General features: G+C 58.4%; 15 protein-coding genes. 3 read left to right on the top strand and 12 right to left on the bottom strand.

From position 1 onward, the window contains the following. Positions 1-154: 154 nt before the first annotated feature. On the top strand, positions 155-1,567 hold the full coding sequence (locus Q6A51_RS05020; protein WP_201018584.1) for an aspartate aminotransferase family protein: 1,413 nt from the start codon (positions 155-157) through the stop codon (positions 1,565-1,567). Between the two features lie 81 nt (positions 1,568-1,648). Next, positions 1,649-1,876 (top strand): MbtH family protein, encoded by a 228-nt coding sequence (locus tag Q6A51_RS05015; RefSeq protein ID WP_025260698.1) that lies wholly within the window; start codon positions 1,649-1,651, stop codon positions 1,874-1,876. Positions 1,877-2,060: 184 nt separating this feature from the next. Here the strand turns inward: Q6A51_RS05015 and Q6A51_RS05010 are convergent, their stop codons facing one another. Genes Q6A51_RS05010 through Q6A51_RS04975 form a run of 8 tightly spaced genes read right to left on the bottom strand, consistent with a single transcriptional unit; the run spans position 2,061 to position 8,264 of the window. After that, complete coding sequence (locus tag Q6A51_RS05010; RefSeq protein WP_201018585.1) at positions 2,061-2,978, bottom strand: metal ABC transporter substrate-binding protein; 918 nt, start codon at positions 2,976-2,978, stop codon at positions 2,061-2,063. After that, positions 2,979-3,878 carry a metal ABC transporter permease gene (locus Q6A51_RS05005; protein ID WP_304574386.1) on the bottom strand — a complete coding sequence of 300 codons (900 nt, stop codon included), beginning with the start codon at positions 3,876-3,878 and terminating at the stop codon, positions 2,979-2,981. Then, positions 3,878-4,639: a metal ABC transporter ATP-binding protein gene (locus Q6A51_RS05000; protein ID WP_304574248.1), complete on the bottom strand. Its 762-nt coding sequence runs from the start codon at positions 4,637-4,639 to the stop codon at positions 3,878-3,880. The genes Q6A51_RS05005 and Q6A51_RS05000 overlap by 1 nt, the downstream gene beginning before the upstream one ends. Beyond that, positions 4,636-5,565, bottom strand: coding sequence for a metal ABC transporter substrate-binding protein (locus Q6A51_RS04995; RefSeq protein ID WP_201018587.1), 930 nt, complete (start codon positions 5,563-5,565; stop codon positions 4,636-4,638). The genes Q6A51_RS05000 and Q6A51_RS04995 overlap by 4 nt, the downstream gene beginning before the upstream one ends. A 35-nt stretch (positions 5,566-5,600) precedes the next feature. Next, on the bottom strand, positions 5,601-6,173 hold the full coding sequence (locus Q6A51_RS04990) for a DUF6162 family protein (protein ID WP_201018588.1): 573 nt from the start codon (positions 6,171-6,173) through the stop codon (positions 5,601-5,603). Next, positions 6,170-6,508 (bottom strand): hypothetical protein, encoded by a 339-nt coding sequence (locus tag Q6A51_RS04985; protein WP_025260692.1) that lies wholly within the window; start codon positions 6,506-6,508, stop codon positions 6,170-6,172. The genes Q6A51_RS04990 and Q6A51_RS04985 overlap by 4 nt, the downstream gene beginning before the upstream one ends. Next, positions 6,505-7,047 (bottom strand): hypothetical protein, encoded by a 543-nt coding sequence (locus tag Q6A51_RS04980; protein WP_025260691.1) that lies wholly within the window; start codon positions 7,045-7,047, stop codon positions 6,505-6,507. Before Q6A51_RS04980 ends, Q6A51_RS04985 begins: the two co-directional genes overlap by 4 nt. Continuing rightward, the gene (locus tag Q6A51_RS04975; protein ID WP_201018589.1) at positions 7,044-8,264 is read right to left on the bottom strand and encodes a PepSY-associated TM helix domain-containing protein; all 1,221 of its coding nucleotides are present in this window, start codon (positions 8,262-8,264) and stop codon (positions 7,044-7,046) included. The genes Q6A51_RS04980 and Q6A51_RS04975 overlap by 4 nt, the downstream gene beginning before the upstream one ends. A gap of 305 nt (positions 8,265-8,569) precedes the next feature. On the opposite strand from Q6A51_RS04975, the gene Q6A51_RS04970 reads away from it, so the two are divergent. Continuing rightward, complete coding sequence (locus Q6A51_RS04970; protein WP_304574247.1) at positions 8,570-9,553, top strand: TauD/TfdA family dioxygenase; 984 nt, start codon at positions 8,570-8,572, stop codon at positions 9,551-9,553. Positions 9,554-9,566: 13 nt separating this feature from the next. Here the strand turns inward: Q6A51_RS04970 and Q6A51_RS04965 are convergent, their stop codons facing one another. The 4 genes from Q6A51_RS04965 to tssI all read right to left on the bottom strand — a co-directional run. Next, positions 9,567-10,787: a hypothetical protein gene (locus tag Q6A51_RS04965; protein WP_304574246.1), complete on the bottom strand. Its 1,221-nt coding sequence runs from the start codon at positions 10,785-10,787 to the stop codon at positions 9,567-9,569. 5 nt (positions 10,788-10,792) lie between these two features. Further along, positions 10,793-12,028, bottom strand: a complete 1,236-nt coding sequence (locus Q6A51_RS04960) for an MFS transporter (protein ID WP_304574245.1) — start codon at positions 12,026-12,028, stop codon at positions 10,793-10,795. Next, a complete protein-coding gene (locus Q6A51_RS04955) occupies positions 12,025-15,264 on the bottom strand; it encodes a hypothetical protein (RefSeq protein WP_304574244.1) in 3,240 nt (1,079 codons plus the stop codon). Before Q6A51_RS04955 ends, Q6A51_RS04960 begins: the two co-directional genes overlap by 4 nt. Then, positions 15,261-16,591 (bottom strand): type VI secretion system tip protein TssI/VgrG (tssI, locus tag Q6A51_RS04950; RefSeq protein WP_304574243.1); only part of this gene is annotated, 1,331 nt, incomplete at its 5' end. The genes tssI and Q6A51_RS04955, both read right to left, overlap by 4 nt.

The raw sequence follows: 16,591 nt of genomic DNA, 5'->3' as shown, positions 1-16,591 counted from the left end.
TCGGGCTGAAGGCTCTGCGGATAAAAAAGCTGTTACGGGGTGTAAATCCGCAGGCCTCTGGCGCGTTTTCAATGAAGGAATAAATGCCTGATGCACGTGTGTATCAGGCCACTTACGGATTTCGCTTATCGACAGCGTATTGAGGGTTGCACAGATGTCAGTCGCTACCAGGTTTATTGAAGATCAGCCGGCACCGGTCGCCCCGCAGCCTGCCGAGAAGCTTTACCAGTTCGACGAATCGCCATTGTTGGCCCGCCAGAACCGCCAGGAGTCCAACGCTCGCAGCTATCCGCGACGTATTCCCCTGGCACTCAAACGCGCCAAGGGTATTCATGTCGAGGACGTCGAAGGGCGTCGCTTCATCGATTGCCTGGCGGGTGCTGGCACCCTGGCTTTGGGTCATAACCATCAGGTCGTGATCGAGGCTATCCAGCAAGTCATCAGCGACGAATTGCCGTTGCATACCCTGGACCTCACCACGCCGGTCAAGGACCAGTTCGTCCAGGACCTGTTCGGTCTTCTGCCGCAGGAACTGGCGCAGGAAGCGAAAATCCAGTTCTGCGGCCCTACCGGCACCGATGCTGTGGAAGCCGCCCTGAAACTGGTGCGTACCGCAACCGGGCGCAGCACGGTGTTGTCGTTCCAGGGCGGTTATCACGGCATGAGTCAGGGAGCCTTGAGCCTGATGGGCAGCCTGGGACCGAAAAAACCCTTGGGTGCCTTGCTGAGCTCCGGCGTGCAGTTCATGCCATACCCTTACGATTACCGTTGCCCGTTCGGTCTGGGTGGCGCGCAAGGGGTCAAGGCCAACCTGCATTACCTGGAAAACCTGCTCAACGATCCCGAAGCCGGGGTGCAGCTACCGGCTGCGGTGATTGTCGAGGTGGTGCAGGGCGAGGGCGGTGTGATTCCGGCGGATCTGGACTGGTTGCGCGGCCTGCGCCGCATCACCGAGAAGGCTGGCATTGCCCTGATCGTCGATGAAATCCAGAGCGGTTTCGCCCGCACCGGCAAGATGTTTGCCTTCGAGCATGCCGGGATCATCCCGGATGTGGTGGTGCTGTCCAAAGCCATCGGCGGCAGCCTGCCGCTGGCGGTGGTGGTTTATCGCCAATGGCTGGATGCCTGGCAGCCGGGCGCTCACGCCGGTACATTCCGGGGTAATCAGATGGCCATGGCCGCTGGTTCGGCGGTGATGCGTTATCTGAAGGAACACAACGTCTGTGAACACGTGAACACTGTGGGCGCACGTTTGACCCGGCACCTGCGCGACCTGCAACGCGACTTCCCGCAACTGGGGGATATTCGCGGTCGCGGGCTGATGCTCGGTGTCGAGTTGGTGGACCCGAACGGCGCACCCGATGCACTTGGGCATCCACCGGTATTTGCCCGCCTGGCACCGCTGGTACAGCGTGAATGCCTCAAGCGTGGGCTGATTCTGGAACTGGGCGGTCGCCATGGCAGCGTCGTGCGCTTCCTGCCGCCGCTGGTGATTACGGCCGAGCAGATCGACGAAGTGGCCGGTATATTCGGCCGGGCGCTTTCGGCGGCGGTGGCCAGTCTTTAATTTTTCGACGTAGCGATACGTTCACTTTACATAGCCGCTGTGAATTGGCGCATCGGCACTGAATAACCATGGAGAGCAGCAATGACTTCAGTTTTCGACCGCGACGACATCGTCTTTCAGGTCGTGGTCAACCACGAAGAGCAATATTCCATCTGGCCGGATTACAAGGCAATCCCCAACGGCTGGCGCACCGTGGGCAAGAGCGGTTTCAAGAAGGAATGCCTGGCCTACATCGAAGAAGTGTGGACCGACATGCGTCCACTGAGCCTGCGCCAGAAGATGGAAGCACAGGCTGCTACTGCACACTGATTGCGTAGCGCCCTAAAACAAACGCCCCGATCAATGTCGGGGCGTTTTTGTTTCTATGCTGCCCACAAATCCGTAGGACCGAATTTATTCGGGAAGAGGCCGGCACACTCACTGCATCTTCATCGTCAGCACTTCATACCTCTTTCGCGGATAAATCCGCTCCCACACAGACCTCTATGGGCGTTTATTTCTTGCCTGCCAACTCCGCAATAACCTGCTCGATATTGCCCTGCAGTTCGGCTACCGGGTCTTCTCCATCGACTCCCAGCACCAGCAGTTTACTGCCTGCCGCAGTGACGGCCGCTTTCACGGGCTCCGGTGGCTGGCGATGGTCCAGCACCAACGCCACATCATTATCCTTGAGCGTAGCCGTCAGCTTTTGCAGGGCCTCGGGTGTCCACTGTTCGTCGGTGAGCGCCTGGGTGTCGATCAGCTCCAGATTGAGGCCGCTGATCAGGTAGCCGAAACGGTCGGACAGGCTGACCACGCTCAGGTTATCCGCACTGGCCAGACGGGCTTCACTGGCTGCGCTGAGCTTGAGCAACTGCTGCTTGAGGGCCGCCAGATTGGCTTCGATTTTCGGTTTGGCGGCCGGAGCCAGACGTACCAGATCCGCTGCCATCACATCGGCCATGCGGCCCATGTTATTGCTGGCCAGCCAGGGCTGACTGTTCAAGCCATCGACGTTCTGGCCGGGTTGCAAGGCGATGCCCGGCAGGCTGCCATCCACGGGGCGGGCGGCATCGATTTCGACGATGCGGATATTGCTGCGTCGGGCATTGGGGTAAAGCGGGTCATCGGCCCAGATCGAACGCAGCCCGATCACCGCATCGGCTTCCACGCTGAGTTTACGCAGCGCTTCGGCACCGCGCCCGGTGAAGTAGGCAGTCTGGCGTGAGCCGGGCAGGTTGGCGGCTGCCGCGCGTTCCAGCACCACGCCGCTGTCCTTGAGCAGAATCTGCCCCAGGCCGTAGGTGATGGGCAGGCTGGCCAGAACCCGGACCGGTTCCGGGCTGGCGCTTTTGCTTTCGGCCGCGTACAGGCTATTGCTGAACAGGCCGCTGAGAGCCAGGGCGAGGGTCAATGTGCGCAGAGTAGGCATTTATCCGATATTCCCTTTGAGGCTGGGGACCGTGCCGCGGGCGATGGCGGCCAAGGCGAAGCCGACGCCCGCCACCAGAATGATCGCCGCGCCTGAAGGCACGGGCAGGTCGAAGACGATAGGCAGCAGGATGCCGCACAAGGTACTGACGGTGGCAATGGCGACCGAAATCCAGAAGAAGCCTTTGAGTGACTGGCTCAGCAAGCGTGCAGCGGCAGCCGGTATCACCAGCAGGGCACCCACCAGAATGGCGCCGATGACTTTCACGGCAGCCACGGTAATCAGTGTCACCAGAATCACGAACAGGTAATCCAGCGCCTTGACCGCAACGCCTCGTACGGCTGCCAGTTGCGGGTTGAAGCTGGCCAGCATGATGCGGTTGTACAGCGGCAGGCTCAGGCCCATGACCAGCGAGCCGACAATCAGCAGCACCAGCAGGTCACTGCCGTTGACGGTCAGCACCGAGCCGAACAGGACGTTTTCCAGAATATGCACGTTGATCTTGCCCGCCAGCACCAGCAACAGGCTGGCGCCCAATGCCAGGGACACCGAAAGGAATACGCCGATCAAGGTGTCCGGTGCCAGACCGGTGCGGTTGCGCAGGTAGTTGAGCACGATACCGAACAGCAGGCAGTAGCCGAAAAGGCTGCCATAAGGGCCGGTGTAGGGTTCGCCCAGCAGAATGCCGATGGCCACCCCGGTCAGGGCCGCATGGCCCACGGCTTCCGAGAAGAACGCGAAACGCTTGACCACCACCAGCGTGCCCAGGCCGCCCAGCACCGGGCCGATCAACAGACCGGCGAGCAGGGCGTTGACCACAAAGCCGTAGGCCAATGCTTCTGGCAGGTAGCCAGACGAAGCCAGGCCTTGAATGAACAGACGGAAGCTTTCGTAATCCATCACGCGGCGCTCCCTTGGCTGTCCGCTGCACGCGGATGGGCGGAGAACAGCGTCAGCAGCCGCTCGGGTGTCAGGGCGGTGTGCGCCGGTTCATCGAACAGGACGCGGCGATTGAGGCCGGTGACGTTATCGGCCAGGCGTTTGACGGCCTCCAGATCATGTTCGATCCACAGCACCGTAATGCCTGCCTGACGCCAGTCGCCGAGCAGGCGCTCGAATACCTGGATACCGGCTTCATCAAGGGCTGACATCGGTTCATCGAGCACCAGCAGTTGCGGGGCCGGAATCAAACCCTGGGCCAGCAGCACGCGCTGGCGCTCGCCACCGGACAGGGCGCCCATGCGGCGCTTGCGTTTGTCCTGCATGCCGACTCGCTCCAGAGCTTCGCCGATGGCTTTCGCGTAGTGGCGGGACAAGCCGAGAAATGCCGGACGCCGCTGGCACATGGCAGCCATGAAGTCATCGACTGTCATGGGCAGGCCGCGGTCGAACTCCAGCGCCTGAGGTACATAGCCGATCAGGCCGGGTGAGCCGGGCCATTGCAGGCTGAGCTGGCCCTGATGGGGCATCTGCCCGAGCAGGGTCTTGATCAGCGAGCTTTTGCCGCCGCCGTTCGGCCCGACCAGCGCATGCACGCTGCCGGCCCGCACATTGAAGTTGATGCGGTCCAGAATGGTGGTGCGTCCCAGAGTCAGGCTGACATCGGCGAAGGTGACGCCAGGCCCGCGGCTGGCGAGGGAAATCGGTTCGGCAGCGGTCATGCGCCAGCCTCCTGAATGGCCCGGACCACGGTGTCCAGATTGCCTTTCATTTCCTTCTCGTACTTGTCGGCGCTGTATTCGCCATAGGAAATGTGCGACAGCGGGTAGAGCTTGACGCCGGATTCACGCTGGATGGTTTCGACGTAAGTGGACGGGAAATCCATCTCCGAGAAGATCACTTTCACGTCCAGTTCGCGCAACTGGTCGATGGTCTTTTTCAACTGGCTCGGGCTCGGCTCGATACCGTGAGCCGGTTCGACCACTGCCGTGACTTCCAGACCGAATTCACGCAGCAGGTAGTCATAGGCCGCATGCACCGTGGCGACTCGCAGGTCGGCATTGGGGGCCTTGGTGAGTTTGGCCAGGGCGTCGGCGCGCATCTGCCGCAGGCGTTTGCCATAGGCGCGGGCATTGGCGGTGTAGGTCTTGGCGTTGTCGGGGTCAAGTTTACCCAGTTCGCGGGCAATGTTGTTGACCTGGGCGATAGAGGCGCTGATCGACAGGAAAGTATGCGGGTTGACCACCTTGCCCGCGCCACGAGCCGCGATCCCGGTGGCTGCCAGCAGCGGCACATCAGCGTTGGCTTCGATGGTGGCGATATCCGGTTTTTCACTGGCGGCGATCATGCGGTCGGCAAAGTCGTCATGGCCCACGCCATTGAGCACGACCACGTCCAGCGAGCCGATACGCTTGATGTCTTCAGCGCGGGGTTCATAGGCGTGCGGGTTGAAACCGGCGGGAATCAGCGGTACCACCTCGGCCTTGTCGCCGACGATATTGCTGACATAGCTGTAGTAAGGATGCAGTGTGATGCCGATCCGCAGGCGCTTGGCCGGGTCGGCGCTGACCAGTGGTGCGAGCAGGGTTGCGAACAGGCCAACCAGTACGACGCGCAGCAATGGACGGCGTTTCAATGAAATAGGCATGGGTAAACAGTCTTCTTTTCAGTGAATGCGTGGGTTCAGTGTCGATGCTGGCGGGTAACCCCGGCATCGAATTGCGCGACGACTTGCTGCCAGCCAGCGCTGATCAGAGCCTGGTCGCCAAGATCGGTCGGTGCGGCCAGCGAGCCTTTGCGGTTGATCCAGATATCGGCTTCGGCCTTGTCGTCGGCCTCGATGCGCAGCAGGAAGGAGCCGGCGACTGTCGGTGTAGGGCTCAGGCCCAGATAGGAGTGTTCGACCATTTGCCAGGCATGATTGCCCCGGCTGACAGAGCTGGCGTCACGGGCAAAGGGCGCAAAGCCTTCATCCGCCAGCTGCTGCGGGGTGACCGGTTCCTGTTGTTCCTGCGTCAGCAGGCGTACTTCGTCCAGTGTCACGCGCAGGTCAGCGTAGATGCCTTGCTCGGCGGCACTCAGATCGCGACGTGCATCCAGTTGATGGCTGGCGACAGTGTCCGCCTCATGCTTCTCGCCACGCAGGCCTACTACAGTCGCGGCGACACCCAGAATCAGCAGGCACAACAGCAGCACGTAAAGGGTTTCATGACCGGCTCCAGCCGGGCGAACGATCTGTCGGGTTGGCGTACTCATGGGGCCTCGATATCGGCTTGGTCGATTTCCACGACATGGCCGGGGCCTGCATCGAACAGCACATAGAACTCGGCGGAAGGGCGCTTGAAGGTCAGGGTTGAATCCGCGCCCAGCTTGCCGGGCACCAGAATGGTTTCGTCATAGCCGATGACGTCCAGCGTCACCCCCGGCGCGCCGCTGCCATCGGAAAAACCGCCGGTGCAGCGGATCTGCTCGGCGTCGATCTGTTTGCACTCGCACATCGGGTTGTGGGCCAGGGCATTGCCGGCAAAGCCGACGCTCAGCAGGAAGAGGGCGCTGACACCCAACTGGCGTAGCGGGAAGCGTACGATCATTTTTTGGCTCCTTGTTTTTTCAGCCAGGCTACGGTCGTAGGGGAGGCCTGTTGCAGCGCAATTGAGGTCTGATGCACGGATCCGTCCCAGCCCTCCATGGTGATCCACAGGTCCTGATCGGGATCGGTGTTTTCCGGGATCTGCATGAACGCAGTCATGCGATAGGCCACGCCGAAGAAGATCACCCCGGCAGTCCGCAGGCTGCGGGGTTTACCGATGCGCAGGTAAGTCGCCTTGACCTGATCGGCGCAGCTTTCGCACAGCGAGGCATTGAAGTTTTTCATGTAGCCCGAGGCGCCGGAAAAGATCGGCGCTTCATTGCGTTCTTCGGCCAGTTTCATGCTCCATGGCCCGACCTGGATGGTGCCCAGATCCCGCTGCCCGAGACCCTTGTCGCCCCGGAGCAGGGCGTCATCGGCGAAGTACTTGGGCATGAAACCCAAGGGAATCAGCACCAGCAAGATATTGATATGGAAACGCCATTTGTGCCAGACGCGGCTCAGGGTCGAAACAGGTTGTGCAGTTGCGGCCTTGCTCACAGGTTGTTCTCCGGAATTTCGGTGGCCAGCGACGGTCGTGCTGTTTGTTGTTTCCTGACGGTGGCCTGTTCGGCCTTGGCATCGCGTTTCAGGGCATTGAGGGTGGCCAGTGCCGTGCGTTTACTCCAGATCAGCAGGCCGCTGAGGACCATCATGCTCAGCAGCAGGCCAAAGAAGGCCCAGATCAGCTTGATCCAGATGCCGCCGAAGTCGCCGGTATGCAGTGGGCGCATGGACTCGGTGACGAACTCCAGATTGTTGCGGTCCGACAACAGGTGCGAGGTGGCGATTTCACCGCTGTACGGGTTGATTTCGGCGGTCTGGTACATCAGCGGATACCAGCTGCGGCCACCGACCTCCATATTGGCGTATGCATTGCTGGGCGGGCTGATGAAGCTGGCTTCCAGGCCGGGAATCCGTTGCTTGGCAATTTCGATGGCCTTGTCCAGGCTGATGGTCGGCGCAGGGCTGCCGTCAGCGGTGAGGGGCACGCTGCTATGGGGAATGATGGACGCCGTCTGGGACTTGCTGGAGATGCTGATCTGGTTATCCCAGAGCAGCGCCTGGATCAGAAACCAGGTGCCGGTGATTGAAATGACGGCAATGAACCAGATCGACCAGATGCCGCTCAGACGATGAAAGTCGCCCCAGAAGATTCGCGCGCCATGGTTGAAGCGCAACGTGGGTTTCAGGAAGCCTTTCCAGAACTTCTTGTAGACCACCAGCCCGGTGATCAGCGACACCAGCATCGGCAGGCCCAGTATCGACACCAGATACCAGCCCCAGGAATAGCCGTTGGTGAAAGGCACCAGCCACCAGCCATGCAGGGCGCGGGTGAATCGGCGGAAGTCGAAGGCCGGCGTGACGCCCTGGATAAGGCCGGTGTAAGGGTTCACATAGGCAGGTACCGAACGCCCGTCGGGGTAGGTGACATTGACGCTCAGGGCGAAATATTCACCGTCCGGCTGCATCATCGTGCCGATGATCAGGTTCGGTTCGTTACGCTCTATGGTGGCCCTGATCTGCTCGAAGCTGAGCCGTGGCGCATCATCCGATGGCTTGACGGCACGCATTTCCGGGTTGGCCAGCCACATGATTTCCTTGCTGACCACCGCCAGCGTGCCGGTGACGCACACGATCAGCACAAAGAACCAGATCGGCAGCGCCAGCCAGCTATGGACGAGAAACCAGATTTTTGAGCGGGACTTCTTTGACATGGGGGAACGGTCTCGATTCACGGTGTCAGAGCGGCCATTTTTTGAAGGGCACAGACTCCTTTTGTAAAAATACGGTCATGGCTTTTGGCCGATGCTGCCGCTGCATCTAATAAAGACGAATGAGAATGCAAATGATGTAATTATTTCTTTCGTCCAAATGAAAGTAAATGTTTCAAAAGGCGGATGTGAGCTGTCTTTCTGCGGGAAAGGCCTAATTTTCAGGTAGCCGGGTACGTTAAATCAGGACGTCGGTGTTGCGTCAGGCCGTTGGGGCTCGCACGCTTTGCCATCAAGGGAGAGTCATCATGAGTCATGCGTTGAGTTTGAATATCCGGCCATTACGGGCCGGGGCCGGTACCTTGCCCATGCTGGTGGAGGCGCCCGAGCCGGGCCTGGACTTGATGGAAGCTCTGGGCGAGTTCAAACCACTGGTTGCCGAACATCTTTACCGCAGCGGCGGGATCCTGTTCCGCGGCTTCAATGTCGGCGGTGCGGAAGCCTTTCGTGAATTTGCCGCCGGGTTTGGCGACCCGCTGCTCAACTATGAGTTCGGTTCAACGCCGCGCAGCAACGTGACCAAAGGAGTCTACACCTCCACCGAATACCCGGCCCACCAGAGCATCCCCTTGCACAACGAGCAGGCTTACACCCTGGAATGGCCGATGCGTATCTGGTTCTACAGCATGATCGCTGCCGAAACCGGCGGTGAAACCCCGATTGCCGACAGCCGTGAAATCTATCGCCGGATTCCTGCGCGCATTCGTGATCGCTTCGTCGAAAAGAAACTCATGTACGTGCGCAATTTCGGCAATGGCCTTGATGTGGACTGGAGTCAGGTGTTCAACACCGAAGACGAAAGTGTTGTCGAAGCCTACTGCCGCGCCCACAACATTCAATGCGAGTGGAAAGACGACGGCGAACTGCGCACCCGGCAGATCTGCCAGGCAGTGGCGCGTCATCCGGTAACTCAGGACATGGTCTGGTTCAACCAGGCGCATCTGTTCCACATCTCCAACCTGCAGCCGGAAGTGCGTGAAACCCTGCTCGATGTGGTGGACGAAGAAGACCTGCCGCGCAACGTTTACTACGGCGACGGCTCACCCATCGAAGAAAGCCTGCTGGACGAAGTCCGTGGCGTGCTCGATGAGTGCACCGTCAGCTTCCCCTGGCTGGAAAACGACGTCCTGATGCTGGACAACATGCTCTCGGCCCATGCGCGCTCACCGTTTACCGGCAAGCGCAAGGTGGTGGTGGCCATGGCTCAGGGGCATACCGAACTGGCCAGATGATTCTGGCCTTCACTTAGCCGTTCTCAAAGTCAGGCGGCGACACAAAGTCCTCGGCCTTGGGCGTTGCCTGAATGCCCTTGGCTTCCTGAGCGCGGTACCAGGCTTCGATGGTGAGCTCTTCACTCAGGCGGGCTTTGATCACGCAGGGCTGTTGCTGCCAGGGATAGCGTTGTAATTTCTCGTTGAGTTTCTTTGCTCCCGAGGTTTTCCAGCCTGTCAGACCTTGATCCTGCCAGCGACGAGGATTGCGTTTGATTTGAGTGTCATGAGCAACTGTGACCATGTCCAGATGGCGGCTTTGTTCTAGCGCCGGGAGGTCGGGCAGGGGTTGGGTCACGTCCATATAGCGCTGCAGAGAATCCCAGAACGCCAGGGTGTTGGCTTTATCCAGTCCTAATGAGTGCATCTTGTCTGCCAGACAGACTTTGTTGTTGGTATAGCGGTGATGGAGCATGATCGTATAACCGCGTATGCCGTAATTCCAGGGCAGTAAGGTCAACACTGGATCAAACTCCTCGAAAGGTGCTACGAACAAGCTTTGAAAGAGTGGCTTGAAACGCACCACCCCCTCTGTTCGATTGAACTCACTGCCGTCATGACGACTAAACGTGTCATATAGCCAGATCAGACAGTCGAGGCCGATGGCGGCCATGAAATACAGAAAGGTGCCTAGCCATAGGGAAAAGTGTATCTGGCTATATCCCCATATATTACCTGTTGCCCAGATGACAAGGCTGGAACTGATAACGAATGCGCTGATTTGAATGTAGTGAGTTATTCTCTTTCTGTCCATGTGGGCGGCAGCGGAAACAATTATTAGCGGCGTCAGTATTATCGCTATTAGATAGGCTGTTTCGGTGGGATATTCAATGAGTCCAAGTTCCTCCAGAGAGAAGTAGACAGCTCCCACTCCCCAGTTTATCAGTGAGAAGGCAATACTCATTGTTTTGAAAAAGCCCAGCAGATTGGCGACTGTTCTGGATTTCTGAAAGCGCCAGCGTTTTGCATCGCAATATACGTCCTCCTTCTTGGCGATTTTTTTCTGTTTCTGAAGCTGATGTTTTTCACATTCCAGTTGTAGAGTGATTTCTGTAGCCGAGTCCAGTTCAGCGTAATTGCCAAAAGCAAGGTGGGTACTGGACTGACCGCCGCGATTGAGATGGCCACGCCATCTTGGTCGTGGTAGAGGTTCATTGCTGTCGCCTCGGTAGGCGCTATTAGCGTAGGTGTTCATATCTTTCACTCTTTGTAATCAGCGTGTCGTGCAAAGTCTTCAGTCCTGGGCGTCGCCTGAATGCCCTTGGCTTCTTGAGCGCGGTACCAGGCCTCGATGGTGAGTTCTTCACTCAGTCGGGCTTTGATCACGCAGGGTTGTTGTTGCCAGGGATAGCGTTGCAATTGCTCGTTGAGTTTCTTTTCTCCTGAAGACTTCCAGCCGCGTGTCGCCTGATCGCGCCAGCGACGTGGATTGCGGCCGATGTTGATGTCGTGAGCGGCGGTGACGGGGTCCAGATGGCGGCTTTGTTCCAGCACCGGAAGGTCGGGCAGGGGGTGGGTGACGTCCATATAGCGTTGCAGGCAATCCCAGAAGGCCAGGGTATTCGCCTGATCCAGCCCCAGTGAATGCATCTTGGTCGCCAGAGATATCTTCTTGTTGGTGTAGCGGTGATACAGCGTGATGGTGTAGTCATGAGAGCCGTAGCCGCTGGGCAGTAATGTCAGCACCGGGTCGAACTCCTCGAAAGGCGCGACAAACAAACGCCGAAAACGCCGCTTGAAACGCACCATGCCGTCTACCCGATTGAACTCGCTGCCGTCATGGCGGCTGACCATACTGTGTAGCCAGAGCAGACAGTCGAAGCCGATGGCGCCCATGAAGTAGAGGAGGGTGCCTAACCAGAAGAAAATATGCATTTCGCTACTGCCGAAGAGAGAGCCTTTTAGCCAGAAGACAAGGCCAGTGCAGATAAGGAGTCCGACAATTTGAATGTAATGAACAGATTTTTTTTCGGTCATGTACAGGGCGAGAGACGTAACCATCAAGCCTACTGATAGCGCGGCTATTAAAACAGCGATTTCAGTCGTTACGTTTCCATATACCAGTTCAAGAATTACTGAATAGAAAGTCCCCATACCCCAAAGAGCCCATATAAAGAAAAAGCTCATTAGCTTAAGCGTAAATAAAATATGCGGTATCTTGCTGGAGTTCTGAAATCGCCAGCGTTTTGCATCACAGTACACTTCCTGTTTTTCACCACCCACTTTCTGCTTCTGATAAATCAGATGTTCTTCGCACTCCAGTTGCAGAGTGATTTCCGTAGCTGAATCCAGCCCGGCGTAATGACCAAAGGCAAGATGCGTGTTGAACAGGCCATTGCGGTTGAGATGGACGTACCATCTTGGTGGCGGCAGTGATCCTTTGTTGTCGCTGCGATAGGCGCTATTGGCGTAGGTAGTATCAATATTTGCGTTCATATACGGTTCTCGATGGTTTCGATTTGCCAATACAGAGGAGGGTTGCTCTCCGGGTTGCCATTGGGTGCTCGGCGGTGGGCAGGCGTAAAAGGCGTCCACTTTTTGGGGTGGGGTTGCGGAAGTAGCAAAGGCGGGCTGCCCGGTTCTGCATGCAATTCGATCTGGGTACTGATTCTCAGCCCTTCGGTTCTGACGGTGCGGCTGATGGGAAAGGTGGTTTCAATGAAAGAGGGCAATACATACAGAACGGTGGTCGCATCCAGTGGCACCGCCGCCAGTTTTGGGTTACCCGCCCTTTGCCAGTGATAGTGCTGGCCAGCGAAGGCCATGCCGGTTTCCATGTGTGATTGAAATTCATGGGCCAGCAGTTGAAAGTGTTGGGCGCTATTGCTGAGCATCCCCAGCAGGGGGGTGCTTAAAGTCACCACCCAATCCTGATCGTCCAGAGCTTGAGCGTTGGGTGTGATGGTTTGTATATGTGTGTTTGTCGGACGCTTGCGTTGCTGGTCGGCGTTTAACAGTGCCTCAAGATGATGTGCTGGGGCTTTTCTGCGCCAGTCGCCGAGTCGCATTGCATTGATCTCGGGTTTGCACAGAAGCCCCGTTAATTGCTGATAGGCAATGAACGGATCTTTTAAATGTAGAAAGTCTTCAGGCGAATCTTCAGCGGCAGAGTCTGTGCCGAGGGGGCCATAACGCACGGCAAGTTCGATTGCATCGTCATCAAATATATTGGCAAGCACTGCTCCGCCAATCACCAGTGCTGCCCCGATCAAAAGCGCAAAGGGGTTGATGGTAAGGCCTATGGTATAGGCTAGCCATATTAAATTTCCCGCTGTAATGGTTGCATAACTTGCTGATAGCTCGTAATTACCATCGTTATAGTTTCGATAGCTGTCCCAAGCGCTTATTGCTGCGCTAAATAGTGTGGCTGAACCGCCAATGGCTCGAAGAAGAGGCAGCTTGGGGCTGCCTGTCTGCTTCTCGAGGTTTTTTGCCCAGCGCGACAAAACGTTTGCTACGTTGATGCGCGGCCTAGTTAGTGCGTTTTCGGTGGCTTTACCGAAAAGAAGTTTGCTATGTCCTCCTAGCGCTACAACAAGATCAGCTAAAGCGCTACCCACCCCAAAGGCCCCCCGAAACTTTTCTTCACTAGCATTGAACTCTTCAACCGCATCCACCTGCACCACCAAGTTAAAAACCGCAAACCCCACCATCAACGTAGGCACCACCCTGGTCTTCTCCAGTCCCTGAGTCAGCGCCCCAAAATTCACCCGGAAGTTGCTGTAGTGCGCCAGTTCGGGGTGGCTCTCAGGGATGGCAAGCACCATGACATTACGCAGCATCGGGGCGTTCTTGCCTTGGCCTTTGGCGCTGGTGCTGCCCAGGGTTTCGCCGGACTGGCTGTGCAGGGTGGCGTAGCGGTAGTTCTTGCGGGTCAGTTCGCTGCGTTCGCTGTCGGTCAGGCCTCTGCGCAAGCCTGCGCCCTGAACGCCGATGACCACATAGTTCCCGGCCAGTGCTTCGCCCATGGGCATCAGGCGGATTTCAGCCATCTTTTTCGAGAGAGCCGAGAGGGTGTTAAAGGTCGGCATGAAGAGCCGGTCGAGTTTGATCTTGAGACTGCTGTTGGACAGCCGACTGAGTTGCGCCACGACGCTGGCACCGAAAATATCCAGCAGGTCGCCCATGAAGTACGCGAAGGTCTTGCCCAGGCCGGGCCAATCCACTTTGTCGACAAAGGAGGCGCTGAGCATCAGGGTGCTCAGGCCCATGGCTTGTGGCTCGGCTGGTTGATCAAGGTCGCGCAGGGCAATCAGGCGCTTGAGCAGTTCGGGAGGTTGCCCGGCGTCTGTGGCCAGCAGCATGGCGCCCAGTGGGTGCTCGGCCTGCAGGATGTTCTTGACCAGGGTTCTGATGGAGGTTTCCAGCTCTGTAACGTCCATGCCGGTCAGCAAGGCATCCGCCTGAGCAGGCGTGTACTCAAGCGCGCCCAGAGCATTTGCCATCAGGCTGTAAGGTTCCAGCAACGCTTCGTCGTGGCGATGGGTCCAGTCCATCAGGACGGCGGGCAGTTTTTTGTCGAGCACGTCGACCAGTCGCGCAAGATGTGCGGCCAGCGATTTGCGTCCGAACTTGCGCTCCTGCTCGAACACCGTTTCATAAAACCTCGGCAGGTCAATCCGGCCTTTCAGGTAAGCGTAATTTCCACCCACAGCGCTATACAGCACCTGCGCATAACGGCCGTGTGGCTGGAAGGCAATCAGGGCGTTCAAGGTTTGCAGATAGGAAACGCAGTCGCGTATCTGGGCGGTCGCGTGGCGAACGGTAAACAGCGGGTCTTCAAGAATGAGGGCGACCAGATGGGTGTTGTCACGCAACTGGTAGCTGTCCAGCAGATCGACGCCCGATTCCACGTCGGGCAGTGGCGCAGGCGGTTGCTGTTTGAGGTGTTGCGCCAATTGCTCCTGGCGGCTCTGCAAACGTTTGAGCAATGTCTCATCGCTGAACGTCGCAAACTCCGGGGTGAAATCCAGAGGGTCCTGCAGGGCGCTTTCAATATTGAAATCCCTGGCTCGCAAGCCTTTGCGGATACGGCTGACCGGTAGGCTCGGGTTGTCCTGTGTGGTTTTCCAGTGCTCCGAACCCACTACAGCGGTGTCCCAGATCCGCGCAATATGCTGACAGCGAACCTTGATCCGGTTGGCATCGCTTTCAAGCCATTCGATGTGCTCCCAGCTCCAGGGCAGTTCGCTGTAAGCCATGCGCAACTGATCGGCGACAAAGCGACCCTGCAACAACATAGGCAGCAGAATTACCTGCTGCTGGACGGCCACCGGGTCACGCTGGTCGGCATTGCCGAGTTGTTGCGCGACACTGCGCCAGTGAGCGACATCCACCTCGAACAACTGGCCCTGGCCATCGGTTTCCAGCTCTCGCCATAAAACGTTGCGCCAGAACACATAAATGCGGCCTCGCCGAGGCAGGCCGCCCCGAGGGGATTCATCGGGCTTGTCATAGCCCGGAAGGCGAGCCAGGGGCAGGACGGAGAGCAGCGTATTGCGCTGAATGGTTTCCTCTTCCCGGGTGCTTTGAGCATCGGGGAGCAGGGGGATTTGCAGCATGCCGCCGTCGGTGCGGGGAATCTGCAGAGCCAGCCGCGCATTCTGGTCATTGAGGTACTCGGTTTTCTTGCGGGTGCCCTGGGTGATGGGCTTGTCGTTGAACGTGCTCATGGCTGCTCCTCCGGCCCCGTCAGGATCAACTGGCTGCCATGATCGGGATCGCCCCAGACATCGACGATAAGTGCCTCGGGGCCCTGGCTGGAGGTAGGTGTTTCAGGTTTGGGGGTGGACGGCACTGTCACAGGTTTCCTGCCGGCAGCGGATGTATCTGCCGCCTTTGGAGCGACGGGCAGCACGGGCGGCGCCTCGGTCCCGATGCCCGGATAGCCGCCTTGATTGGTCCTGACCAGCGGCCCGTTCATCATCACGCCACTGTGATCGATCTTGATAAAGCTGCCGCCGACCTTGAGGGTCAGCTCCATCCCGGCATCGATCACCAGCTTGTCGCCGGACTTGATGTGGATTTCCTGTCCGGCTTCTACGAGCTGCGCCACTCCCACCTTGATGTGCTGAACCTGAGCGATGCTCAAATGATCGTTCGCCCTGATTTCCACCTTGCGGTCGGCGTTGACGGTGCGGTGTTCCTCGGCCTGGAATTCGCTGTAGCTATTGGCCTCGACCCGGTCGTGACGCTCATGGCCGACATGGACCTTCTGGTCGTGGCCGATGCTCTGGTCCCAGTTGCGCTGGGCGTGGATGAAGATCTGTTCCTGATCCTTGCGGTCCTCGATGCGCAGCTCGTTAGAGCCACCGCCACCGGGGCTGCTTAACGTCTTGAAGACGCTGCGGGTGCGGTGTTCGGGCAGGCTGTAGGGCGGAGTGTTTTCGGCGTGGTAGAGGCAGCCGGTGACCAGTGGTTGATCGGGATCGCCTTCCAGAAAAGTCACCAGCACCTCCATGCCGACCCGTGGCAGGACGACAGCGCCATAGCGATTGCCCGCCCAACCGGACGACACCCGCAGCCAGCAACTGCTTTTGGCATCCTGCTGGCCCTCGCGGTCCCAGTGAAACTGCACCTTGATCCGGCCATGTTTGTCGCAATGGATTTCCTGGCCCCGAGGCCCGGTGACCATGGCGGTCTGGCTGCCCTGAATGCGTGGCTTGGGATGGCGCAGAGGCGGGCGATAGAAAGCGTCCCACGGCGTACCGCGAAAGGTATTGCGATAGCCCTGCCAGTCAGAAGGACGAGCGGACTCTTCCAGCACCTGCGGTTGGCGGCCTTCGTGACGAACCTCGGTCAGCAGCCAGAGCTGGTTCCAGCTTTTCTGCGGGTGACTGGCCAGTTCCAGAAAGTGGCCGCTGACCAGCTGAGGCTGATCGCTATGGCCTTCGGCGAGGCGGTAATCATGGCGGTGGCGTTCCAGTGCCCGTCGGGCCAGAAGGTTGCCACGCTCACGGTTGGTGAAACGGCCGGGGTAATCGTAGTCCTCAAGGTCGG

Origin of the sequence: Pseudomonas serbiensis, from assembly GCF_030580745.1 — a bacterium.
GTDB lineage: Bacteria > Pseudomonadota > Gammaproteobacteria > Pseudomonadales > Pseudomonadaceae > Aquipseudomonas > Aquipseudomonas serbiensis.
The sequence above is the reverse complement of the archived record's forward strand: the minus strand, read 5'-3'. Positions and strand labels throughout refer to the sequence as shown.